13 protein-coding genes are annotated in these 24,104 nt (G+C 69.9%); 12 read left to right on the top strand and 1 reads right to left on the bottom strand.

Annotated features, from left to right (window positions below; translation table 11 throughout):
• Positions 1-66: 66 nt before the first annotated feature.
• The 12 genes from RM844_RS23105 to RM844_RS23050 all read left to right on the top strand — a co-directional run bounded on the left by RM844_RS23105 (position 67) and on the right by RM844_RS23050 (position 15,822).
• Complete coding sequence (locus RM844_RS23105; RefSeq protein ID WP_311669269.1) at positions 67-2,697, top strand: valine--tRNA ligase; 2,631 nt, start codon at positions 67-69, stop codon at positions 2,695-2,697.
• Positions 2,698-2,854: 157 nt separating this feature from the next.
• Entirely contained in the window at positions 2,855-4,360 is a 1,506-nt protein-coding gene (gene folC, locus RM844_RS23100; protein WP_311669354.1) for a bifunctional tetrahydrofolate synthase/dihydrofolate synthase, read from the top strand.
• Entirely contained in the window at positions 4,360-4,701 is a 342-nt protein-coding gene (locus RM844_RS23095) for a DUF4233 domain-containing protein (RefSeq protein WP_311669268.1), read from the top strand. Before folC ends, RM844_RS23095 begins: the two co-directional genes overlap by 1 nt.
• A 179-nt stretch (positions 4,702-4,880) precedes the next feature.
• Positions 4,881-5,297, top strand: coding sequence for a nucleoside-diphosphate kinase (gene ndk, locus RM844_RS23090; protein WP_311669267.1), 417 nt, complete (start codon positions 4,881-4,883; stop codon positions 5,295-5,297).
• Positions 5,298-5,620: 323 nt separating this feature from the next.
• Positions 5,621-6,640 (top strand): rod shape-determining protein, encoded by a 1,020-nt coding sequence (locus RM844_RS23085; protein ID WP_311669266.1) that lies wholly within the window; start codon positions 5,621-5,623, stop codon positions 6,638-6,640.
• Between the two features lie 132 nt (positions 6,641-6,772).
• Positions 6,773-7,918: a rod shape-determining protein MreC gene (gene mreC / locus RM844_RS23080; protein ID WP_311669265.1), complete on the top strand. Its 1,146-nt coding sequence runs from the start codon at positions 6,773-6,775 to the stop codon at positions 7,916-7,918.
• A gap of 2 nt (positions 7,919-7,920) precedes the next feature.
• Positions 7,921-8,622, top strand: a complete 702-nt coding sequence (gene mreD, locus RM844_RS23075; protein ID WP_311669264.1) for a rod shape-determining protein MreD — start codon at positions 7,921-7,923, stop codon at positions 8,620-8,622.
• Complete coding sequence (gene mrdA / locus RM844_RS23070; RefSeq protein WP_311669263.1) at positions 8,619-10,985, top strand: penicillin-binding protein 2; 2,367 nt, start codon at positions 8,619-8,621, stop codon at positions 10,983-10,985. Before mreD ends, mrdA begins: the two co-directional genes overlap by 4 nt.
• A gap of 9 nt (positions 10,986-10,994) precedes the next feature.
• Positions 10,995-12,185, top strand: coding sequence for an FtsW/RodA/SpoVE family cell cycle protein (locus RM844_RS23065; RefSeq protein WP_311669262.1), 1,191 nt, complete (start codon positions 10,995-10,997; stop codon positions 12,183-12,185).
• 166 nt (positions 12,186-12,351) lie between these two features.
• The gene (locus tag RM844_RS23060) at positions 12,352-14,274 is read left to right on the top strand and encodes a TIGR03960 family B12-binding radical SAM protein (protein ID WP_311669261.1); all 1,923 of its coding nucleotides are present in this window, start codon (positions 12,352-12,354) and stop codon (positions 14,272-14,274) included.
• Between the two features lie 139 nt (positions 14,275-14,413).
• Entirely contained in the window at positions 14,414-14,797 is a 384-nt protein-coding gene (locus RM844_RS23055; RefSeq protein ID WP_311669260.1) for a hypothetical protein, read from the top strand.
• Positions 14,798-14,814: 17 nt separating this feature from the next.
• Complete coding sequence (locus RM844_RS23050) at positions 14,815-15,822, top strand: IS3 family transposase (RefSeq protein ID WP_311669259.1); 1,008 nt, start codon at positions 14,815-14,817, stop codon at positions 15,820-15,822.
• Between the two features lie 1,781 nt (positions 15,823-17,603).
• Here the strand turns inward: RM844_RS23050 and RM844_RS23045 are convergent.
• Positions 17,604-23,672 carry an RHS repeat-associated core domain-containing protein gene (locus RM844_RS23045; protein ID WP_311669258.1) on the bottom strand — a complete coding sequence of 2,023 codons (6,069 nt, stop codon included), beginning with the start codon at positions 23,670-23,672 and terminating at the stop codon, positions 17,604-17,606.
• Positions 23,673-24,104 lie beyond the last annotated feature (432 nt).

Genomic DNA, 24,104 nt, shown 5'->3' with positions numbered 1-24,104 from the left:
GGCGCTCCCGGCGCCGGTGAACAACTGGTGCGACGGCTGTCAGTACGGCGTTCTAGACTTACCGCCGTGACCGAGAACACTCAGCCGCCCGCCCACGGGCACCACAGCGCCCCCGCAGATCTGCCGACGCAGTACACGCCGGCCGACGTAGAGGGGAAGTTGTACGAGCGCTGGGTAGAGCGCGGTTACTTCGAGGCGGACGCCAAGAGCGAGAAAGAGCCGTACACGATCGTCATTCCGCCGCCCAATGTGACCGGAAGTCTCCATTTGGGGCACGCTTTTGAGCACACGCTCATTGACGCGCTGACCCGGCGCAAGCGGATGCAGGGATTCGAGACCCTCTGGCAGCCCGGCATGGACCACGCGGGCATCGCCACCCAGAACCGCGTGGAGCGGGAGCTGGCCAAGGAGGGCAAGTCCCGGCACGACCTGGGCCGGGAGGCGTTCGTCGAGCGGGTCTGGCAGTGGAAGGCCGAGTCCGGCGGGACGATCTCCGGCCAGATGCGCCGCCTCGGCGACGGGGTCGCCTGGTCGCGCGAGCGGTTCACCATGGACGAGGGCCTCTCCCGCGCGGTCAACACCATCTTCAAGCGCCTCTACGACGACGGCCTGATCTACCGCGCCGAGCGCATCATCAACTGGTGCCCGCGCTGTCTGACCGCGATCTCCGACATCGAGGTCGAGTACCAGGAGGACGACGGCGAGCTGGTCTCCATCCGGTACGGCGAGGGCGAGGACTCCCTGGTGGTCGCCACCACCCGGGCCGAGACGATGCTCGGCGACACGGCCGTCGCGGTGCACCCGGACGACGAGCGGTACCGCCACCTCGTCGGCCGGGAGATCCGGCTGCCGCTGACCGACCGCTCGATCCCGGTGGTCGCCGACGCCCATGTCGACCCGGAGTTCGGCACCGGCGCGGTCAAGGTCACCCCGGCGCACGACCCCAACGACTTCGAGATCGGGCGCCGGCACGGCCTGCCGCAGCTGACCGTCATGGACGAGCACGCGGTGATCACCGCGCCCGGCCCGTTCCAGGGCCTGGACCGCCTGGAGGCGCGCTCCGCGGTGGTCGGCGCGCTGCGCGCCGAGGGGCGGATCGTCGCGGAGAAGCGCCCCTACCAGCACTCCGTCGGCCACTGCTCGCGTTGCCAGACGACGGTCGAGCCGCGGCTGTCGATGCAGTGGTGGGTCAAGGTCGGCCCGCTGGCCCAGGCCGCCGGGGACGCGGTCAGGGACGGCCGGGTGGCGATCCACCCGAAGGAGATGGCCGGCCGGTACTTCGAGTGGGTGGACAACCTCCACGACTGGTGTATCTCCCGGCAGTTGTGGTGGGGCCACCGCATCCCGGTCTGGTACGGACCGGACGGCGAGGTGCGCTGCGTCGGGCCGGACGAGGAGCCGCCCGCCGGCCCCGGCTGGCACCAGGACACGGACGTGCTGGACACCTGGTTCTCCTCCGGGCTCTGGCCGTTCTCCACCCTGGGCTGGCCCGAGCGGACCGAGAGTGTCGCCAAGTTCTATCCGAACTCCGTCCTGGTCACCGGGTACGACATCCTCTTCTTCTGGGTCGCCCGGATGATGATGTTCGGCCTCTACGCGATGGACGGCGTCCCCCCGTTCCACACCATCGCGCTGCACGGCATGGTCCGTGACCAGTTCGGCAAGAAGATGTCCAAGTCCTTTGGGAACGCGGTCGATCCGCTGGACTGGATGGACGCCTACGGATCGGACGCGGTCCGTTTCACGCTGGCCAGGGGCGCCAACCCGGGCGTGGACGTGCCGATCGGCGAGGACTGGGTCCAGGCCTCCAGGAACTTCGCCAACAAGGTGTGGAACGCCACCCGGTTCGCCCTGCTCAACGGCGCCACGGTGGCCGGCCCGCTGCCGGCCGCCGAGGAGCTGTCGGCGGCCGACCGCTGGGTGCTGTCCCGGCTGAACTCGGTGGTCGCCGAGGCCGACGCCTACTACGACGACTACCAGTTCGCCAAGCTGAGCGACACCCTCTTCCACTTCGCGTGGGACGAGGTCTTCGACTGGTACGTCGAGCTGTCCAAGACCACCTTCGCGGCCGGCGGCCGGCCGGCCGAGGTCTCCCGGCGGGTGCTGGGCGAGGTCCTCGACGTCACGCTGCGGCTGCTGCACCCGGTGGTGCCGTTCGTCACCGAGGAGCTGTGGACGACGCTGACCGGCGGCGAGTCGGTGGTGATCGCCGACTGGCCGACCGACTCCGGCTTCCGGGACGCCGCGGCCGAGGCCGAGCTGGCCGCCGTCCGGCAGCTGGTCACCGAGGTCCGCAGGTTCCGGGCCGACCAGGGCCTCCAGCCCGGGCAGCGGGTGCCGGCCACCCTGGAGCTGGCCGGCACGGGGCTGGCGGCGCACGAGCCGGCCATCCGCAGCCTGCTGCGGCTGGAGCCGGCCGGCGAGTCCTTCGCGGCGACGGCCACCCTCCCGGTGGGCGACGCGGTGGTCGCGCTCGACCTCTCCGGCGCGATCGACTTCGCCGCCGAGCGGAAGCGCCTCTCCAAGGACCTCGCGGCGGCCGAGAAGGAGCTGGCGCAGACCACGGCCAAGCTGGGCAACGAGGGCTTCCTCGGCAAGGCCCCGGAGCCGGTGGTCGCCAAGATCCGGGCCCGCCGGGAGGCGGCCGAGGCGGACATCGCCCGGATCACCGCCCAGTTGGCGAAGCTGCCGGCCTGACGGCCGGCCCCCGGGCCCGGTGCCGGCCGTTCCTCGGCCGGCCCGGGGCCGGGGAGCCCGCCGGGGCTTCCGTAGACTGGCGACCGTGAGTGACGCGCACCCCGATGACGGCCAGGAGCCGGACGACCGCTCCGCCTTCCCGCCGCCCGCCGATGAGCTGGCCGCCGATGAGCTGGCCGACGCCGGCGCGTTCGAGCGGATCGTCGACGAGGAGCGGGACCGTGACCCCGACCTGGCGGTGATCGAGGCCGGCAGCCGCACCCTGCGCGCGCTGGCCGCCCCGCCCGGCGGCGAGCTGCCGACCCGGCCGGAGGACCCGGAGCTGGACCGCGCGCTCGCCGAGGTCGAGCGGGAGCTGCTGGCCCGCTGGCCGGAGACCAAGCTGGACCCGTCGACGGGCCGGATGAGCGCGCTGATGGACGTGCTGGGCGACCCCCAGCGGGCCTACCCCGCCATCCACATCACCGGCACCAACGGCAAGACCACCACCGCCCGGATGATCGAGGCGCTGCTGGCCGGATTCGATCTGCGCACCGGCCGCTACAGCAGCCCGCACGTCCAGTCCATCACCGAGCGGATCAGCCTGGACGGCGCCCCGATCGCGGCCGACCGGTTCGTCGCCGCCTACCAGGACATCAAGCCCTACGTGGAGCTGGTGGACGCGGCCCAGGAGCACCGGCTGTCGTTCTTCGAGGTGCTCACCGGCATGGCCTACGCCGCCTTCGCCGACGCCCCGGTGGATGTCGCCGTGGTCGAGGTCGGGATGGGCGGCAGCTGGGACGCCACCAACGTGATCGACGGCTCGGTCGCCGTGCTGACGCCGATCAGCCTGGACCACACCGCGCGGCTGGGCGACACCCCGGAGCGGATCGCGGTCGAGAAGGCCGGCGTCATCAAGCCGGGCGCCCGCGTCATCCTCGCCCAACAGCAGGTGGACGCCGCCTCCGTGGTGCTGCGGCGGGCCGTCGAGGTGGACGCCACCGTCGCCAGGGAGGGCATGGAGTTCGGCGTGCTGGCCCGCGAGGTCGCGGTCGGCGGGCAGCTGTTGACGCTGCGCGGCCTGGGCGGCGAGTACCCGGAGATCTTCCTCCCGCTGCACGGCGCGCACATGGCGCACAACGCGGCGGTCGCGCTGGCCGCCGTGGAGGGCTTCTTCGGGGTGGGCGACGGCCGGCCGGCCGCGCCGCTGGACCAGGAGGTGGTGCGCGCCGCGTTCGCCGCCGTCACCTCGCCCGGCCGCCTGGAGGTGGTGCGCTCCAGCCCCACCGTGCTGCTGGACGCGGCGCACAACCCGGGCGGCGCGCTGGCCACCGCCGAGGCGATCACCGAGGCGTTCGGTTTCAGCCGACTGATCGGCGTGGTGGGGGCCACCGAGGGCAAGGACGTGCGGGGCCTGCTGGAGGCCTTCGAGCCGGTCTTCACCGAGCTGGTGGTGACCCGCAACACCTCGCAGCGCGCCGTCGACGTGGACGCGCTGGCGGCGGTCGCGGTGGAGGTGTTCGGTGCCGAGCGGGTGGTGGTCGAGCCGCGTCTGGACGACGCCATCGAGGCCGCGGTGTCGCTGGCCGAGGAGGAGCACGAGTACGCGGCGGCCGGGGTGCTGGTCACCGGCTCGGTGATCACCGTCGGCGAGGCCCGGCTGCTGCTGAAGCGGGGCCGCTGATGCGTACCCTCTGCGCCAGCACGCTGGTCGGCGAGTTCCTGGTGATCGGCCTGGCCGGGCTGGCCGCGACCCGGCTCTCCTCGGCCTCGACGGGCACCATCTGGTGGGTCTGCGGGATCGCCATGGCGTTCTGCCTGGTGCTGTGCGCGATCGCCGGCCGGCCGCTGGGCGTGTGGCTGGGCTGGGCGCTCCAGGTCGGGCTGTTCGCGTCCGGGCTGGTGCTGCCGGCGATGTTCGTGCTGGGCATCGCGTTCGGTGGCCTGTGGTGGACCTCCGTCCACTTCGGCGCCCGGATCGACGAGCTGCGGGCGGCCAGGGAGGCGGGGGCGGCGGCCGGTTGACCGGCCCCGCGTAGGGCGGAGGCCGTCGGGCCGGGTACTGTTAGGCGCCCCGCGCCGTCGGTCCGTCGGGCCGGAGCGCGTGCCGGTCGCGCGGCGCCCACGGTGGTACCCCGTCGAGGTGCTCCCGCCGTCGCGCAGCCTCCCCGCCACTCACGAGATTCCTCCGAGGAGCCGCCCCCATGAGCCAGCGCACTCTCGTCCTTCTCAAGCCGGACGCGGTCCGTCGGGGTCTGATCGGCGAGATCGTCGGCCGGGTGGAACGCAAGGCGGGCTGGCGGATCACCGCGCTCGAACTGCGCACCCTGGACCGGGCCACGCTGGAGACGCACTACGCGGAGCACGCCGGGCGGCCGTTCTACGAGCCGCTGTTGGAGTTCATGGCCGGCGGGCCGAGCGTGGCGCTGGTGGTCGAGGGCGAGCGTGTCATCGAGGGACTGCGGACCATGGCGGGACCGACCGACCCGATCGCCGCCGCACCCGGCTCCATCAGGGGGGACTTCGGCACCGTGGTCCGGGAGAACCTGATCCACGCCTCGGACTCGGAGGAGTCCGCCGAGCGCGAGTTGAAGATCTTCTTCCCCGACCTGCCCCGCTGACCGGCCGTCACCGGGCCGCGCGTTCGTCGGCCGGATCGGCCCGGCGGAATGCGATGTTCCGCCGCGGTCGGTAAGGTCGGTGCGGGGAACCCTTCACCCAAACGCGACGTCACCATGATGGAGGGTGGAGCCGGTTCCGCCGACAATGGCGAGAGCGGCGCTCCGGCGCTCCGCGGCGGCCCGGCCGTGGCTACGATTGACACTGCCGCGCCTCTTCTCCCCTCGGCGGGAGAGGCCCCGCACGCGGACCAGCGCACCTCCACCACCCGCTCCGCACACAACGTTCCAGCTGGAAGGCCAGATGCATCCCAATGGCGAACAATATGTCGTTCATCGGTCGTGACATGGCAGTCGACCTCGGGACGGCCAACACGCTGGTGTACGTCAGGGGTCGAGGGATTGTCCTCAACGAGCCGTCCGTCGTCGCGATCAACACCAACACGGGGGGAATTCTCGCCGTAGGTGCCGAGGCGAAGAAGATGATCGGCCGCACCCCCGGCAACATCGTGGCCGTCCGTCCGCTCAAGGACGGGGTGATCGCCGACTTCGAGATCACCGAGCGGATGCTCCGCTACTTCATCCTCAAGATCCACAAGCGCCGTTACCTCGCCCGTCCCCGGGTCGTCGTCTGCGTGCCCTCGGGCATCACGGGCGTCGAGCGCCGGGCGGTCATCGAGGCGTCCACCCAGGCCGGCGCCCGGCAGGTGCACATCATCGAGGAGCCGATGGCCGCGGCGATCGGCTCGGGCCTCCCGGTCCACGAGGCCACCGGCAACATGGTGGTGGACATCGGCGGCGGCACCACCGAGGTCGCGGTGATCTCGCTGGGCGGCATCGTCACCGCGCAGTCGATCCGGGTCGCCGGCGACGAGCTGGACAACGCGATCATCCAGCACATCAAGAAGGAGTACAGCCTGCTGCTGGGCGAGCGCTCCGCCGAGAACATCAAGATCACCATCGGCTCCGCGTACGAGCTGGACCAGGACGAGCACACCGAGATCCGCGGCCGTGACCTGGTCAGCGGCCTGCCGAAGACGGTGGTCATCTCCTCGGCCGAGGTGCGCAAGGCGATGGAGGAGCCGGTCAACGCGATCGTGGACGCCGTCAAGACCACGCTCGACAAGTGCCCGCCCGAGCTGTCCGGCGACGTGATGGACCGTGGCATCGTGCTCACCGGCGGGGGCGCGCTGCTGCGCGGCCTCGACGAGCGGCTCCGGCAGGAGACGGGGATGCCCATCCACATCGCCGAGGACCCGCTGGACTCGGTCGCGCTCGGCTCGGGCAAGTGCGTCGAGGAGTTCGAGGCGCTCCAGCAGGTGCTCGACGCCCAGCCCAGGCGCTAGCGCCCCCCGCTCGGGCGGACCGTCCGGGCGGGCGGTGCCGCCCGCCCCCGCGGAACGTTGGCCGGGCCGTCCGCCAGAGCCGGGCGGGTCCGGGACTCGTCTGATCGATCCAGAAAGGCACGGCCGCCGCACGTGAGGGACACCCGAGAGAGCCGGCTGCTTCTCGTACTGCTGGTCTCCATCGCTTTCGCGCTGATCACGATGGACATCAGGGGCGGGGACAACTCCCCGCTCAACGGCCCGCGGGAGGCCGCCGCGTCCTTCTTCGGCCCGGTGGAGGAGGGCGTCGCCGGTGCCGTCGACCCGGTCGCCAACGCCATCGCCGCGGTTCGCGAGTCCGGTGACCGGCACGACCGGATCAGCGAGTTGGAGCGGGAGAACGCCGAGCTGCGCCAGGAGCTGGGCAGCGACGCGCACCGCGACTCGCGGATAGCACAACTGGACGAGCTGCTGCGCACCGCCGGCGCCGGCCGGTACGGCATCGTCGGCGCCCAGGTCATCGCGGTGGGCGCCGGCCAGGGCTTCTCCTGGACCGTCACCATCGACGCCGGCAGCGAGGACGGCATCGCCAAGGACATGACGGTGCTCAACGGCGACGGCCTGGTCGGCCGCGTCACCACCGTCGCCACCGGCACGTCCACCGTGCTGCTGGCCAACGACCCGGGCTTCACCGTGGGCACCCGGCTGGAGGACAGCGAGGAGCTGGGCTTCGCCACCGGCCGCGGCGACAACACGCTGGACGTGCAGCTGCTCAACCAGCGGGCCGAGGTCAGGCAGGGCGACCGGATGGTCACCTTCGGCTCGGCCGACAACACGCCGTTCGTGCCCGGCGTCCCGGTCGGCGAGGTGGTCAGCGTCGAGCGGTCCAACGGCGACCTGACCCGCACCGTGCAGGTCCGCCCCTACGTCTCCTTCACCCAGCTGGACCTGGTCGGCGTGGTGGTGGAGCCACCGCGGGACAACCCGCGGGACTCGGTGCTGCCCCCGCGGCCGGAGGACGTGGAGCAGCGGGCCGCCCGCGAGGAGTCCGGGGCCGGCGAGTCCGGGGCGGGCGAGTCCGGGGCCGGCGAGGGCACCGGCGAGGGCGGGGCCGACTCGGGGCCGGTGGACGAGTTCCCTGAGCCCGACGGCCTCGCGCCGCCGCCGGGCAACGACCCGGACGACCCCGGCGCGGACGAGAACGAGAACCGGGGCGACGGCGGGGCGGCGGGCGACGGCGCCGAGCTGGGCGCCCTGGCGCCCGGCCGTGACCGGAACGACGCAGCGAGCAGGAGCTGACCATGCGCCTCTACCGCACTCTGCTGGCCGCGGTGCTGATCTTCGTCGCGCTGATGGCGCAGGTGACCATACTGGCCAGGCTCGGGCTGCCCGGCGCGGTGCCGGACCTGCTGCTGCTGACCGTGCTCGGCCTGGCCCTGGTCTACGGGCACACCGGCGGCGCGTGGGTCGGCTTCGCCGCCGGCCTGCTCGCCGACCTGGCCCCGCCGGCCGACCACGCGGTCGGCCGCTACGCGCTGGTGCTCTGCGTGATCGGCTACGCCGCCGGCCTGACCAAGCCGGAGAACGGCCAGCACCGGTCGGCGACCGTGCCGATGCTGGTGGTCGCCGGCGGCGCGCTCAGCTCGACGCTGCTCTACGCCGGTGTCGGCGCGCTGGTCGGTGACACCCCGGCCCGGGGCGTCGGGCTGACCAGCCTGCTGCTCACCGCGACCCTCTACGACCTGCTGCTGGCCCCGTTCGTGGTGCCCCTGGTGATGGCCGCGGCGCGGCGGCCCGAGGGGGACCCGCTCTCCGGCGACGGCTCGGGCGGCGGCTCGGACAACCCGCTCAGCTGGCTGTCGGGAGCGGGCGCGGGGATGCGCCCGCGCGCCCAGCGCCGGAGCCGTTACGGCCGGGCGGCGCGCGCCGGCAAGCGTTCCCCACTGTTGAGCCGCTCCGCGCGGAACCGGGCGGGGCGCATCAAGGGAGTCAAGCGACTGTGACCAACATCCCCGAAACCGGCCGGACTTCGCGGATCACCATCCGGCTGGTCGTCATCCAGATATTGGTCTTCTCGCTGCTGCTGACCCTCGGCGGGCGGCTGTGGTACCTGCAGATCCGGCAGGGTGACGAGTTCGCGGCCGAGGCCGCGGGCAACCACGTCCAGCAGGTCGTGCAGCCAGCCGTGCGCGGCTCGATCGTGGACGCCAGGGGCGTGCCGATCGCCGACAACGAGACCCGGCTGGTGGTCTCGGTGGACCGCACGGAGCTGTCCAAGCTGCCCGACGACGGCGAGCAGGTGCTGGCCGACCTGGCCGAGCTGCTGGAGCTGCCGGCGGAGGAGGTCGCGGGCCGGGTCCGGCTCTGCGACGCGCAGACCCCGCAGCCCTGCTGGAACGGCTCCCCCTACCAGCCGATCCCGATCACCGACGAGGCCACCACCGAGCAGACCCTGCAGATCAGGGAGCGGTCCGAGGAGTACCCGGGGGTGAGCGCGGAGCCCACCGCGGTCCGCCGCTACCCCTCGCCCGAGGGCTCAAGGACCGCGCAGGTCCTCGGCTACCTCTCCCCGGTCACCGACGAGGAGGTCGCCGAGTCGGAGGACGGCGACTCGCCGCTGCTGCGCTCCGACCAGATCGGCCGGTCCGGGCTGGAACGCACCTACGACGGCTACCTGCGCGGCGAGTCCGGCGTGACCCGCTACGAGGTGGACAAGTTCGGCCGGGTCCTCGGCGAGGCCGAGAACGACCCGGCGATGGCCGGCGCCAACGTGGTGACCAGCCTCGACTCCCGGCTCCAGGCCGTGGTCGAGGAGGAGCTGGTGGCCGCCATGGAGCGGGCCCAGAACACCCACGACGACATCACGGGCCGGAACTACGAGGCGGACTCCGGCTCCGCCGTGGTGCTGGAGAACGGCACAGGCCGGGTGCTCGCGATGGCCTCGGCTCCCGACTACGACCCGAACGTCTGGGTCGGCGGCATCTCCAGCGACGAGTACGCCCGGCTCACCGACGAGGACGCCAACGACCCGCTGATCAACCGGGCCATCCAGGGCCAGGGCCCGCCCGGCTCGACGTTCAAGGTGGTCAGCTCGGCCGCCGCGGTCAACGCCGGCCACGACTTCCACGGCCGCTACGACTGCTCGTCCTCCTACGACATCGGCGGGCAGACGTTCCGCAACTTCGAGTCCTCCTCCTACGGCCCGATCACCCTGGAGCAGGCCCTGGAGGTCTCCTGCAACACCGTCTTCTACGGGCTGGCGCACCGCGAGTGGCAGCGGGACGGCGGCAACGACCCGGTGGACGAGCCGAACGACTACTTCTTCAACACCGCGCACGGCTTCGGCCTCGGCACCCAGACCGGGATCGACCTGCCCAACGAGGTGCCGGGCCGGATCCCGGACCGGCAGTGGAAGCAGGACTACTGGGAGGCCAACCAGGAGAACTGGTGCGAGGTCGCCGAGACCGACCGGGACGACTACCCGGCCAGGATCGCCCGGGAGAACTGCACCGAGGGCATGAAGATGCGCGCCGGTGACATGCTCAACTTCTCCATCGGCCAGGGCGACGTGCTGGTCACCCCGATCCAGCTGGCCAGCGTCTACGCGGCGATCGGCAACGGCGGCACGCTCTACCAGCCCTCCGTCGGCAAGGCCGTGGTCAGCGCCGACGGGCGGGTGATCGAGGAGTTCGAGCCGCAGGTCACCGGCCAGCTGCCGGCCGACGACGAGACCATCGGGGACCTGCGGGACGCCACCGCGCGGGTGATGGTCGGGGGCGGCAGCGCGGCCTGGAAGTTCGGCGGCTGGCCGCAGGACGAGATCCCGCTGCGCGGTAAGACCGGCACCGCGGAGGGCGCCGGCGACCAGCAGACCTCGTCCTGGCTGGCCACCTACACCGACGACTACACCGTGGTGATGACCATCGCCCAGGCCGGCACCGGCTCGGGCGCCTCGGGTGACGCGGTCCGGCACATCTGGGAGGCCATCTACGGCGTCCAGGGCGGTGGCGTCAACGAGGACGCGGCGCTGCTGCCGGAGCCGATCACCGAGCTGCCGGAGATCGACGAGACCGGCGCGATCGTGCCGGCCCCCGTCGACGACGAGGACGGCGACGAGGACGGCGACGAGGACCGTGACGGTGCGGAGGGCTCCACGGACGCCGACGGCGACGACGGCTCGGACGGCTCCGACGGCTCGGACGGCTCCGAGGCCGACGCGGGCGAGGCGCCCGGTGCCGAGCAGTTCCTGCCCGAGGGCGCCACGTCCCCCCAGGACACCCAGGCGTCCTGGACGCTCCCATCGCCGACCCCGCTGGCCGACGCCCCGCCCGAGCGGGAGACGCAGTCCCGGCGGGAAGACGAGTAAGGGTCATCGTTGAGCAACCACCACCTCAAGGTCGACCGGCTGGCGCCCGACCCGGGTACCTGGCGCCGGCTGATCGCCCGCGACTCCGTGCTGCGGCGCGTCGACTGGGTGCTGCTGCTGGCCGCGCTGGCGCTCTCCGTGCTGGGCATCCTGCTGGTCTGGTCGGCCACCAGGAACCGCACCGAGATCAACAGCGGCGACCCGCACTACTTCCTGATCCGGCAGGGCATCAACCTGGCGCTCGGCGTCGGCCTCGCCATCGGCGTGATGTGGCTGGGCCACCACCGGCTGCGCTCCGCGGTGCCGCTCTTCTACGGCGTCTCGCTGCTCTTCATGCTGCTGGTGTTCACCCCGCTCGGCACGGAGATCAACGGGCAGCGCGCCTGGCTCTCCATCGGCGGGTACACGCTCCAGCCAGGTGAGTTCGCCAAGATCGCGATCATCCTGGGGATGGCCGTGATACTGGCCGACCAGGTGGACGCCGGCGACCGCGAGTACCCGAGCCGGCGGGCCGTGCTCCAGTCGCTGGCGCTGGCCGGGGCCCCACTCTGCATCGTCGTCGTGGACGACATGGGCATGGCCATGGTGCTCAGCATGATCGTGCTCGGCATACTGCTGGCCTCCGGCGCCTCCCTGAAGTGGTCGATCGGGCTGATGCTCGCCGGGGTGTTCGGCGCCGTGCTGGTCTGGACGCTGGGCGTGCTGGACCAGTACCAGCTCGACCGGTTCGCCGCGTTCGCCGACCCGTCCCGCGACCCGTCGGGCGTGGGCTACAACACCAACCAGGCCAGGATCGCCATCGGCTCCGGCCAGCTGGACGGCAAGGGGCTCTTCCAGGGCACCCAGACCACCGGGCAGTTCGTGCCGGAGCAGCACACCGACTTCATCTTCACGGTGGCCGGCGAGGAGCTGGGCTTCGTCGGCGCCGGCGGCATCATCGCGCTCATCGGCATCGTGCTGTGGCGGGCGCTGCGCATCGCCAGGACCAGCTCCGAGCTGTACGGGACGATCATCGCGGCCGGCATCGTCGCCTGGTTCGCCTTCCAGTGCTTCGAGAACATCGGGATGGCGCTGGGCATCATGCCGGTGGCCGGAGTGCCGCTGCCGTTCCTCTCCTACGGGGGGACGGCGATGTTCGCGGTGTGGATCGCCATAGGGCTGCTCCAGTCCGTGCGGATGAAACGGCCGGTCGCGGCCTGAGGCGGCGGCCGGCCCGGGTGGGCCGGCCGGCCGGTGGACCCGGGGGGTCGCCGGGGGCCGGTAGGCTGACTGGTCCAGCCTTCGTCAGCCTGATCGACGCCCGCCGGGGCCCGCGCCCGTTTCCGGGGCCGGGCGGAGTCGTTCTTCGTCGCGAAAGACGTAAGCCATGCCCATCGAGTCGGTCTTCCCGCGCCTGGAGGCGCTCCTCCCGCACGTCCAGAAGCCGATCCAGTACGTCGGCGGTGAGCTGAACTCCACCGTCAAGGACTGGGACGCCGCGGAGGTCCGCTGGGCGTTGATGTACCCGGACGCCTACGAGGTCGGCCTGCCGAACCAGGGCGTCATGATCCTCTACGAGGTGCTCAACGAGCGGCCCGAGGTGCTCGCCGAGCGCACCTACAGCGTCTGGCCCGACCTTGAGGCGCTGATGCGCGAGCACGGGGTGCCGCAGTTCACGGTGGACGCGCACCGCCCGGTCGGCGCGTTCGACCTGCTGGGGGTCTCGTTCTCCACCGAGCTGGGATACACCAACCTGCTGACCGCGCTCGACCTGGCGGACGTGCCGCTGAGCGCGGCCGACCGTACCGAGGACCACCCCGTGGTGGTGGCCGGCGGGCACGCCGCGTTCAACCCGGAGCCGATCGCCGAGTTCATCGACTGCGCCGTCATCGGCGACGGTGAGCAGGCCGTGCTGACGATCAGCGACATCGTGCGGGACTGGAAGCGCGAGGGGCGGCCCGGCGGGCGCACCGAGCTGCTGATGCGGCTGGCCCGCACCGGCGGGGTGTACGTGCCGGCCTTCTACGACGTCGAGTACCTGCCGGACGGGCGGATCGCCCGGGTGGTGCCCAACCGGTCCGGCGTGCCGTGGCGGGTCTCCAAGCACACCGTGATGGACCTCGACGAGTGGCCCTACCCGAAGCAGCCGCTGGTGCCGCTCGCCGAGACGGTGCACGAGCGGATGTCGGTGGAGATCTTCCGCGGCTGCACCCGCGGCTGCCGGTTCTGCCAGGCGGGGATGATCACCCGGCCGGTGCGGGAGCGGTCCATCACCGGCATCGGTGAGATGGTCGAGAAGGGGCTGAAGGCCACGGGCTTCGAGGAGGTCGGCCTGCTGTCGCTCTCCTCCGCCGACCACAGCGAGATCGGCGACGTGGCCAAGGGGCTCGCCGACCGCTACACCGAGGACAAGATCGGTCTCTCCCTGCCCTCGACCCGCGTTGACGCGTTCAACATCGATCTGGCCAACGAGCTGACCCGCAACGGGCGCCGCTCCGGCCTGACCTTCGCGCCGGAGGGCGGCAGCGAACGCATCCGCAAGGTCATCAACAAGATGGTCTCCGAGGAGGACCTGATCCGCACCGTGGCCACCGCCTACGGCAACGGCTGGCGGCAGGTGAAGCTCTACTTCATGTGCGGGCTGCCCACCGAGACCGACGAGGACGTGCTGGAGATCGCCAGCATGGCCACCCGGGTCATCGCCAAGGGCCGCGAGGTCTCCGGCTCCAACGACATCCGCTGCACCGTCTCCATCGGCGGGTTCGTGCCCAAGCCGCACACCCCGTTCCAGTGGGCGCCGCAGCTGTCCGCCGCCGAGACGGACGCCCGGCTGGGCAAGCTGCGCGACGCCATCCGCGAGGACAAGCGCTACGGCCGCTCCATCGGCTTCCGCTACCACGACGGCAAGCCGGGCATCGTCGAGGGCCTCCTCTCCCGCGGCGACCGCCGCGTCGGCGCCGCCATCCGCGCCGTCTGGGAGGCGGGCGGCCGGTTCGACGGCTGGCGGGAGCACTTCTCCTACGAACAGTGGATGGACTGCGCCGGGCCGGCCCTGAAGCCCTTCGGCGTCGACGTCGACTGGTACACCACCCGCGAGCGGAGCTACGAGGAGGTCCTGCCCTGGGACCACCTGGACTCCGGCCTCGACAAGGACTGGCTCTGGGACGACTGGCAGGACGCCCTCGACGAGACCGAGGTCGAGGACTGCCGCTGGACACCCTGCTTCGACTGCGGCGTCTGCCCCCAGATGCAGACCGAGATCCAGATCGGCCCGACGGGCAAGAAGCTGCTGCCGCTGAAGGTGCTCTGAGGCGCCGAGTTGGGGGCGTGGGGCGCGGCGTGGCACAGGCGGATGGGGCCGGCGCCGGCTCCCTCTCTGTCAGCCTTGGGTGAGACGTCCCGCTTCGTCGGGTTAGCCTGAGAGGGCATGACAGGAGAACCACCCCCTCATGACCAGCACCGATCCTTCCGGACCAGACCCGGTTGCCCGGCCGAAGCGCCGCACTTTCAGTCCCTCGTACAAGTTGCGGATCGTGGACGAGTACGACGCCGCGCCCAAGAACGAGAAGGGCGCGGTCCTGCGCCGCGAGCGGCTGTACCACTCGCACGTCAAGGAATGGCGGGCCGCGCGGGATGCGGGGGCCCTGGAGAAGCTGGTCGACCGGCGGACCAGTCCGGCGAGGCCGAAGAAGCCGGCGGCCGAGGCGGAGAACGAGAGACTGCGCCGCCAGGTGGAACGGCTAGAGAAGGAACTGGCCCGGAACAAGGCCGCGCTGGAAGTCATGGGAAAAGCTTCCGCGCTCTTGGAAATGATCTCCGAGGGCGCGGACTGAACGCTGCCGCCGACCCGGTGGCCGATGTCGCGTTCACCGGCGTCGAGGGCGAGCTCGGTATCACGGCGGCCTGCCGGCTGACCGGCCGCTCCCGGGCCACCCACTACCGCCGGCTGCGGCCCCCGCCCGAGCGAAAGCCCAGGAAACCACAGGTCCAGCCCTCATCCCTCACACCCGAGGAGCGGGCGGCGGTCCTGGAGCTGATGAACTCGGGCGAGTACGCCGAACTGCCACCCGCGCAGATCTGGGCCCGCGAGCTGGATGCCGGGCGTTACCACTGCTCCGTCTCCACGATGTACCGGATCCTGCGCGCCAAGGGGCAGTCCGGCGAGCGCCGCCGCCAGGCCACCCACCCGGCGAAGACGGTGCCCGAACTGGTCGCCACCGCACCCTCGCAGGTGTTCACCTGGGACATCACCAAGGCGGCCGGACCGGTCAAGGGCGTCTGGTATCACGCCTACGTCATCATCGACATCTTCAGCCGCTACATCGTCGGCCACACCGTCGAACGGGCCGAATCAGCCGCACGCGCCGAGGAGTTGCTCCGCGAGACCATCGCCCGCAACGGCATCGTGCCCGAGACCGTGCACGCGGACCGCGGCACGTCCATGACCTCGAAGAAGGTCTCGCAGCTGCTGACCGACCTCGGCGTCACCCGGTCGCACTCACGGCCGAAGACCTCCAACGACAACCCCTACAGCGAGGCCCACTTCAAAACCACGAAATACATGTCCGACTACCCCGAACGGTTCGACTCGCTGGCCCATGCCCGCGAGTGGTTCGACGCGTTCATCGCGTACTACAACCACGAGCACCGCCATTCGGGCATCGGCTGGCACACACCAGCCAGCGTGCACTTCGGCACCGCCGAGGAAGTCCGCGACCAGCGGGCGCTCACCCTCACCGAGGCATACGCCCGCCACCCCGAACGCTTCGGCCGCCGCCCCCAACCACCCCTGATACCCCAGCAGGCATGGATCAACGACCCAGCCAAACGCAGGGTACCCACACCACAAACCTCATAGCATCACGACCGTCTCACTGGACTTGAAATCTTCCGGCTACATCGACAATCTCGCTCTTCTTCGTCGCCCACCGCCACAACTGTGAAGCGCCGTCTGAAGATTCGTTCCGGAGCCAGCACACTTGGCCGTTCGAGACGCCCCGGGTTAGCGAGTGGGTCCCGACCTGTCCGACGAACAGGCAGCACTATGCGCACTGATCTTGCTGTCCGCTCTGGCGGACAAACTATGCCAGCCGCTAGGGAAGTCGAATGCGTGACTGCGGGCTCGATCACCGGTGTCCAGAGACAAGCAGGCAGGCATCGATCAGACCGGCCCTGCTCGATCCTTGGCGTCTGCGGCGGCGGGAGGCCCTTCCCATGTAGGTCAGGATCGTCATCCGGAGCTCTTCGCGAGTGGTCTAGGATCAGCGGTTTACGGACGTTCTGCTACAGAAGGGGGAGAACGGCTCCATGACCGCGTTATCTGCCCTCGATACCGACTATCCAGCCACCGGTAAAATGACTGGCGGGTGATTCCTAAAACCCTACATGTCGCCGCCACGGGGATTTTGTCAGCGGCCAGTTCACGGACGAGCGGGTAGATCATTGTCCCGGAATACGCGCCTGCGCAAAATACGCCGCAGCCCTCCGCGTGACTTCGTTCTCCTGCTCCAGCTGCCCGATCCTACGGCGCGCTGCATGCAGATCCGCATTCTCCGGAGCGGAGGCAGCAGCAACCGGGTGGGGACGTTCGTAGTGTTTGCCCTCACGGAGCCAGGATTTCAGTGGGATGCGTTGATCTGAGCATCCTTCGCGACCTGGACGAGCCTGGGGCGGCACCTCACGGTGCCGGGCCACGCGCACCACACCGTCCCGGAGCTCAACATACGCCGTAACGTTTCCCCAGCGTGATGAATCTGCCAATATCGATTGGATCAGCAACCTTAAGTAGCTGACTCGAGCCGCGTAACCTTGCCTGTCACCTCAAAACTTCAATAGGCCCGATCGATTCCTCATGCCGGTGCCGGCAATGGATGTGAGGTCGCATCGATAATTGGGAGGTGAGTCGGCGCAGGGTGAAAAAATCCCGTTCGATCCTGACCGCTTAGTTGATGCTCTGGGCTAGACGATGCAACTTGGTGAGCAGGACCAAGGCGCACACCGGCCCGTGTTCCTTGATGGCACGTTCCCTAACTCGCCATCCGACCAAATCGCCTACGAGGATCTGTTCTGACTTTATGTTAAGCGATCCTACCCCCACTCGGTAACCGACTATATCGGATGCATTCTGGACGTGAATTTCCACGGTTTCCGCCCCCCTGAAAAGGGTGATTTCTCGGGCGTCCTCGTCCGGGGGGGTCCATGTCCCGGTCAGTGATGCTTTGCGCAATCGGCGGTCGATGGATCGAGGGGAAACAGGAAGTCCGGGAATAGCTATTATATCTCGCCCCGAAGCGTCGTGCAGCGTGGCCCGGATATGTTCCCCCTGTCCCGTGAACACGAGTTCGTATGCCTGATCTCCCATGTGCACTCGCCGCTTGCCCTCCGACAGAAAGCCCCTGCGGCCCCCGATGATCTGAGCATCGACCATGTCGGGTTGTGCCGTACGTCTCTGTAGCGCCCGCCCAGCCAGGCCGAAGGAGGCCACTCCCACTACCAACCCAATACCTACGCACACCACCGCGCCGCCCAAGTACACGGCTGCCGCTTCACCCCAGCCATTGCCAAGGGTGACCAGCACCCCGTAACTGCCTACCGCCCAGAAGGCCCCCCAGCGTAGTGCCGTGCGTATACGTGTACTCATTACCGACTCCTCCAGTTCTGGAACTGTGTCCACGCGTACTTACCGGGTCGCATCTCGAACTTGTCCAGGAACCAACCTTGGAACATGCCATCATGTAGTGAGGTACGTCCCCATTCCACTACGTTTTCGGCGGTGACTTCTTCACCAGTCGCTGCGGCCAAGCCTGTGTGAGCTCCGGTGCCGACGACGAGACCAGCGGCACCACCAACCGCGAGTACGCAGGCCAATCCCGCTGTGGCGCCACAAACCGCTACCGCGGCACCGCCCGCGACGAAGCCAACGCCGATGGAGACTGCCTCGTGCCCCAACCAACGGAGTGGGCCCTCGTGGCGCTCTATCCAGCCTATGACAGGATCCTTCACGCTCTCGTTGAACCAGTCCATACCGCCTCGCACGGTGGCGTCGGCGACTCCGAGCCAGTCGCCGGCGAGCAGACTGGTCATGAAGTCGGCGCGCTTGCTCTGTTGTTCTCGCTGGGCTTCTGCTGCCGCTCGCTCAGCTGCTCGTTGTGCGGCGCGTGCCTGTTCGGCTCGTGCGGTCTGTTGTTGGGCGGTTCCGGTGCAGCCGGGGTCTTTGGCGCAGGCGTACTGGAGGCGTTGCTTCTGTTGGATGTAGCGGGGGGCGGGGGTGCCGCCGACGGAGCGGGTGATCTTCTCGTAGTTATTGCCGTATTCGACGCCGGTGAGCTTGCCCTTGCGGTTGTAGTTGCACTTGTACTGGCCGCTGCGGCATTCCTCGAAGGCTTCGCCGGTGGGGTCGGAGAAGGTGAGGGGGTTGTTGTTGCCGTACTGGTAGGGGTTGTGCTGGCGGGGGTCGGCGGTGAGCAGGAGGGCGTCGACGGATATGAATCGGCCCAGTTGTGGCTCGTATTCGCGGGCGCCGAGGTGGGTGGTGCCGGTGGGGTCGGTGGTGCCGCCGAGGAATCCCTGATCGCCTGGCCAGGCCGCGGACGTCTCGCCGCGTTGGCCGCCGAATGGCAACTGCTTGCGGCGTTGGACGAGTTGGGCGGCTCCCCAGGTAACGGCGAGCATGGCAGTGCCCTGGGGGTCGGGGATGAGGTAGTTGATGGCGTTGTTGTTGCCGCTGTCCCGAACGGCGACGGTGTCGGAGCCGTGGGTGAAGTAGCGCAGCGCGGTCTTCGTGCCGCCGGGGCTCAGGTTGAGTTCTGTTCCTTCGGGGAGGTAGGCGGTGGCCGAGCCGTCGGCGTGGTGGGTCAGGAGTCGGTCGCCTTCGGCGGTGTAGACGTAGTCGGTGCTGGTGCCGTTCTCGGTGACGGTCTCCAGGTTTCCTTCGGGGTTCCAGGCGAGGGTTTGGTCGCGGACCCCGGCGCGTTCGACCAGGTTGCCGGCCTGGTCGTGCTCGAAGGTCTCGGTGGTGCCGTCCTGGGGGCCGCCGTCGGTGCTCACCGAGCGCAGCGAGTTGGGGGCGCTCTCGCCCGCTTCGCCCACCGTGTAGTCGCGGACGATGTCCGTACCGCTGGCGGTGGTGGTGTGCTGGGTCTCGTTGACCCGGTTGCCGGTGAGGTCGTAGGTGTAGCTGTGCCAGTAGGGGTCGGGACCGCCCACGCTGGCGGGGCTGGCGCCGGCGGCGCAGTCGTCGTCGCCGCTGGCGGTGGTCCAGGCCTCGGTCAGCCGGCGGAGCACGTCGGTGGTGAAGCACTGGGTTTCGCTGCTGGCTTGTTCGCCCTGGTTGGCGGTGGTGGCGACACGGGTGACGTTGCCGTTGTCGTCGTAGCCGTAGCGGGTGTCCTGGACGCGTAGTGCGATGTCGCCGTCGACGGTGGCCCGGGTCAGGCGGCCGTTGTGCTCGTCCCAGTCGAAGGTCTGGTAGACCTTCTGGCCGAGGTGCCCGTACTCGGCGCGAATGGGTCGGCCGAGGGCGTCGAAGCGGACGTCGCCCACCAGGATCTGCTGTCCGGCCGTGGTGCGGACCGGCAGGTTCTGGCTGCTGTATACCGTGGTCACTCGCTCTTGGGGGAGGCCGCCGAGTGCCGGGTGGACGACCGACTCGCGCAGGCCGACCCGGGCGTTGTAGGTGTAGCGCCAACTGTAGTCGCCGGCCAGCGCGCCCTCGCTCTCGGGCAGGGTGACGGTGGTGCCGGTGGGTTGGTAGCGGTCGGTGTAGCCGTTGACGCTGGTCGTGTAAGCGGCGTCCGCGACGTAGCGGGTGCTGGTGGCGGGAGCGCCGAGCTTGACGGAGTCGTAGGTCCACTCGGCGCGGAGCTCGTCCCCTTCGGAGAGGGTGGTGGGGCGGCCCAGGGCGTCGTAGCCACTGGTCAGGGTGATCCCGCGGGCGTCGGTGGTCGAGACGGGGCGGTCCAGGGCGTCGTAGCTGACGGTGGTTCGGCCCTTGTCGGGGTCGTCGGCGAGCGTCTGGTTGCCGCGCTTGTCGTACTCCCAGCTCCAGTCGTTGCCGGCCGCGTCGCTCATGCCGATGAGGTTCCCCGCCACGTCGTAGTGGTAGGTGGCGCTCTGGAACTCGGTGCGGTCGGCGTTGGTGTAGGAGCGCTGCTCGACGGTGCGCCCGAGCACGTCGGTGATGCTGGTGCTGGCGGTGCCGCCGGTTGGTGGGATGACGGTGGTCGACTCGGCGCCGTTGTGGACGGTGGTGGTGCGGGTGGTCTCGTCCCCGTAGCGGAACGCGATCTCGGCGACCTGGCGCCCCGCCGCGTCGAACTCCACGCGGGTCGCGGCGGGGATCTCGTTGTCCCCGGCGGTGACGAGCGTCCGGTCGGGCGCGCCAGCCGTGTGGTACGGGCTGTGGTTGAGCCAGGCTCGGCCGGCGGTGTCGTAGTGGGCGGTGGTCACCAGTCGCCCGTCGGTGACCTGGATCGCGGGGGTCTGCGTCTGCCGGGGGCGCAGCAGTCCGTCGTAGAAGGCGTGCGAGGTGTGGTAGTTGCCCTGGTGGTTCAGGGCTTCGGTGGTGACGACGTTGGGGTCGCTGGTGGAGACGCGGTAGCTGTATTTGGCGGACGGCTTGTTGGGGTTGGCGCTCTTGGTCCAGCCGGGCTGCCAGACGGCGGTGGTCCTGCCGAGGGCGTCGTAGGTGACGTCCGTGCGGATCCCGTTGGGGTCCTTGATCGCGGTGACGAGTCCGCGGCGTGCGTCGAAGTGTGTCTCGGTGGCGTGGCCCAGGGCGTTGGTCTCCACTGTGCTGGTGGGAGCCCGGCCGGTGGTCGGGGTGTAGGCCACGGTGGACTCGTTGCCGTCGGCGTCCGTGCTGGCTGTGAGACGACCGTGCGCGTCGTAGCGGGAGGTGCCGACCGTGTGGAAGCCCTCGCCGTCGTGGTTCAGGCCGTCGGTCCTGGTGACCAGGCCCCGAGTAGGGGCCGCGCCGAGGGTGGTGGCCCCGTCGTGGTAGTTGCGCACGGCGGTGACCAGGTCGTTCGGGAGATCCGGGGTGTCGCCACAGGCGGACGCCACGGTGCGGGTCTCGGACTCCGGAGACAGGAGGTTGAGGTCCTCGTTGCGGGCGTAGGCGATGGTGGTGCAGCGTTCGTCGCCCGTGACGGCCAGGTCGCCCTCGTCATTGACCTGCTTGACCATACCGAAGGCGTCGAAGCTGGTCGTCATGCGGGTACGCCGCCAGGAGTCGTCCGACAGCCGTTCCCTGGCGGACTCGGTAGCGATGTCCACGTGGTAGGAGTTCAGGTCGGGCGTGCCGGAGCGAGCCTGGGTGGCGGTGGCAGCCGAGCGCCACGGGGTGTGGGCGACCGCGTCGAGCAACGGTCCGCCGTCACCGAGGTAGGTGAGCGTCTCCCGGACGAGCCCAGCGTACGCCGGGTGGTCGGCGATGCCGTGCCCTTCGCTGTCCTCCACGCTCTGACCTGTCACGCCACGGAAGTAGCGGGTCTCGGTGAGCGTCTGTGGGCCTTCCGCCGGATCACCGGTCAGAGTCTGGACGCGGGCGTAGCCGCGGCGCTCGCCGAACGCCCGGTGCTCACTGGCCACGAAGTCGTCCTGGCTGCGGCTCCACGCCATGCCACCGGGGTACCGGTAGTCGGTGCGCGCGACCGGAGCGCCGGAGGTGTTGTCGGATTCGAGGACCTGCGCGACCGCGTAGCTGTGGAACCAGTCCTGGTAGGGCTCGAAGTCGGGCGCCGGCGCGTCCGGCGGAGACCAGATCACCGGGTAGCAGCGACGGGTGTTGGACTCCGGGTTGGGCAGGTCACCGGCCGCGCAGTCGGCATCCGTGTAGGTGACGCCGATCGTGCCGCCGGGCTCCGTGTCGATGGCGTACACGCGGTAGCGGTTGAGCGGCGGGATCGGGTCGAGGGCCCCCTCGACCCGGTTGGGAAGCTGGATGCCGCGGAAGGTCACCGGCGGCAGGGTGATGTCCTCGCCGGTGTGGCCGGTCCTGGTGAGCGACTTCAGCCACAGCGCGGGGGCGCTCCCGTCTCCGGTGCTGGGGAAGCTCTGGTCCAGTGCCCAGGAGTCCACTTTCTGCTCTTGGTCGCCGACCCGGGCGTAGGTGGTGATCGCGGTGAGGCGCTTCGTCGTCCAGAAGGAGGGGGACGCGTTGCCCTCGCAGTCCGCGCCGGAGGCGCAGTGCTGGTCGAAGGGGACGTCTGGCCAGTGGGATGCGCTGTCCTCGTCGACGGCTGACCAGTCGCAGTCGACCCCGTCGGCTGGCAGGCAGCGTTCGGTGACGCCGAAGGCGACACGGCCGGCGGGCTGGCCGGCCAGCGGCGCGTCCGATCGGAGGCCGTACTCAACGCTCCTCAGATAGCCGCCGCGGACATAGGACGTCGGGGTCCCTTCGAAGGAGGCGTTGATCGCACGCGCGTAGCGGTTGGTCTCCCGTGCCCAGTTGTAGGACATGGCGTTGCCGTGAGGATCGACCACGTAGTCGAGGTTCCAACGCCAGCCCTGCTGGCACCAGGCCTCGGAGAACTGGCCGGCGTGGCACGGCTCGTCGGGGTGGTTCCCGAAGACCGGCACCGTCCAGGTGGAGTCGGTGGTGCGGTCCCCCTCGCTCCAACCGGGAAGCCGGTGCAGGCCGAAGTGGTACCGCACGCCGTCCGGATCGGTCACCCGCCAGTGCTCGCCGTTGTCGTCGCCGTTCTCCGCGCCGGTGAGCAGCTCGATCCGGGTGCCGTCGTCGTTCTTCTTGCGCCAGGCGCCTGAGGCGTCGTCCCTGACCAGCTCACTGGCCGATCCGTTGAGCACGAGCGTGGCGTTGTGCCGCTTCCAACACAGGTCGCCCACCGGGTGTGCCGGGTTGACGGCGCCACTGCCCTTGTCCTCCTCGCAGGCGATGTAGCGGCGTTCGATGAACCCGGGCGACAACGTCCAGCCGTCCCCGACCCAGTTGGCCTGGTTGTTGGTGGCCGCGGTGCGGCCGTCCACGTCCTGGGAGGAGTAGGAGAGCGCCAGGTCGGGGACCAGGCCGCCCGGCGTCCCGGGCACCTCGATCGGGTACGACCAGGCGAAGCCGCCGGAGGATCCGCCGTGCGTCCATTCTCCGGTGGGGGACAGGTCGGTCGCGGTGAAGTCACCGCCGGCTCCGGCGCCGGCCGGTTCGGCCGCCAACAGCAGCTCGGTCGGCGCGTCTTCGGCGGAAGAGAGGGTGAGCTCGACGCGCAGCGTTTCGGTGGCGTGATCATTGACCACGCTGTGGAGTTCGACCTCGTCCGAGGCCAGCGGACGGGCGGTGAGCCGCTGCGCCCAGTCCGCGCCGAACAGGTCGGCGTAGCGGCTGTAGTCCAACTCCAGCTCTACGGAGGCGGGTTCCTCGGTGCCGTTGCTGGCACGCGCCGCGTCGGCGACAGCGGGCAGGCCCATCTCGAACACCACGCCGTTGACTCCGGCATCACGAGCCGCGTCGCTGTCGAGCGCTCGCATCTCCGTCAGGCCGAGCTCGGCGAGGTCCAGGGTGGTGGCTTCTTCGGCGCCCCACCGCGGCTCCTCGGGGACCGTCCAGTCGTTTCCCTCGGTCTCATCGACGAGATCGAGGGAGCTTCCCTCAACGGCCGTGGTGTCCACCGGATCGACTGCCAACGGATCACGCAGGTCGAGACGTTCCTGAGCCAGCACGGGTCCCGCCAGCACGGCGCCCAGGAACTGCACTGCCAGGAGAACACTGACGAGACGCCACCAGCTTCGCCCACCCCAGCCGACGGACATCGACCCTCCCCCACACGATCTTCACTTGACCCGAACGGACGTGCACGTAGCAGCGTGTTGACGGAACCTCGACAGTCCGGAGGCATACGTTACCTACGCGTGACCTTCGTCTTATGTCGATACTGTTGCGGCAGTGGCTATTTATGAAGGAAAGGGACCGCTGATGTGTTCACATGCATGCAGATATCGCACAAGTGCGTTAGGGTGCCCTCTCGTTGACTGTCTGTGAGGTCTATGCCACGCGGGCGGGTGTCGGACCGGGGAGGGGAAGCTGTGCGCGCTGAATCCGCTGTGGGTAGACCAGGGAGAAAACGACATCGGCGACCGCTGCTCCGGGGGTTGTTGGCGCTCGCACTGATACCGCTGACCGGGATG

Source organism: Streptomyces chisholmiae, assembly GCF_031845445.1.
Lineage (GTDB): Bacteria > Actinomycetota > Actinomycetes > Streptomycetales > Streptomycetaceae > Streptomyces > Streptomyces chisholmiae.
Note: the sequence above shows the minus strand (reverse complement) of the source record. Positions and strands in the feature narration are given on the sequence as shown.

Excerpts from the sequence above, each read along its gene's own strand:
- RM844_RS23095 (WP_311669268.1), top strand. The coding sequence starts at position 4,360 with ATGCGTACCCTCTGCGCCAGCACGCTGGTCGGCGAGTTCCTGGTGATC.
- RM844_RS23055 (WP_311669260.1), top strand. The coding sequence starts at position 14,414 with ATGACCAGCACCGATCCTTCCGGACCAGACCCGGTTGCCCGGCCGAAG.
- ndk (WP_311669267.1), top strand. The coding sequence starts at position 4,881 with ATGAGCCAGCGCACTCTCGTCCTTCTCAAGCCGGACGCGGTCCGTCGG.
- RM844_RS23085 (WP_311669266.1), top strand. The coding sequence starts at position 5,621 with ATGTCGTTCATCGGTCGTGACATGGCAGTCGACCTCGGGACGGCCAAC.
- mreD (WP_311669264.1), top strand. The coding sequence starts at position 7,921 with ATGCGCCTCTACCGCACTCTGCTGGCCGCGGTGCTGATCTTCGTCGCG.
- RM844_RS23060 (WP_311669261.1), top strand. The coding sequence starts at position 12,352 with ATGCCCATCGAGTCGGTCTTCCCGCGCCTGGAGGCGCTCCTCCCGCAC.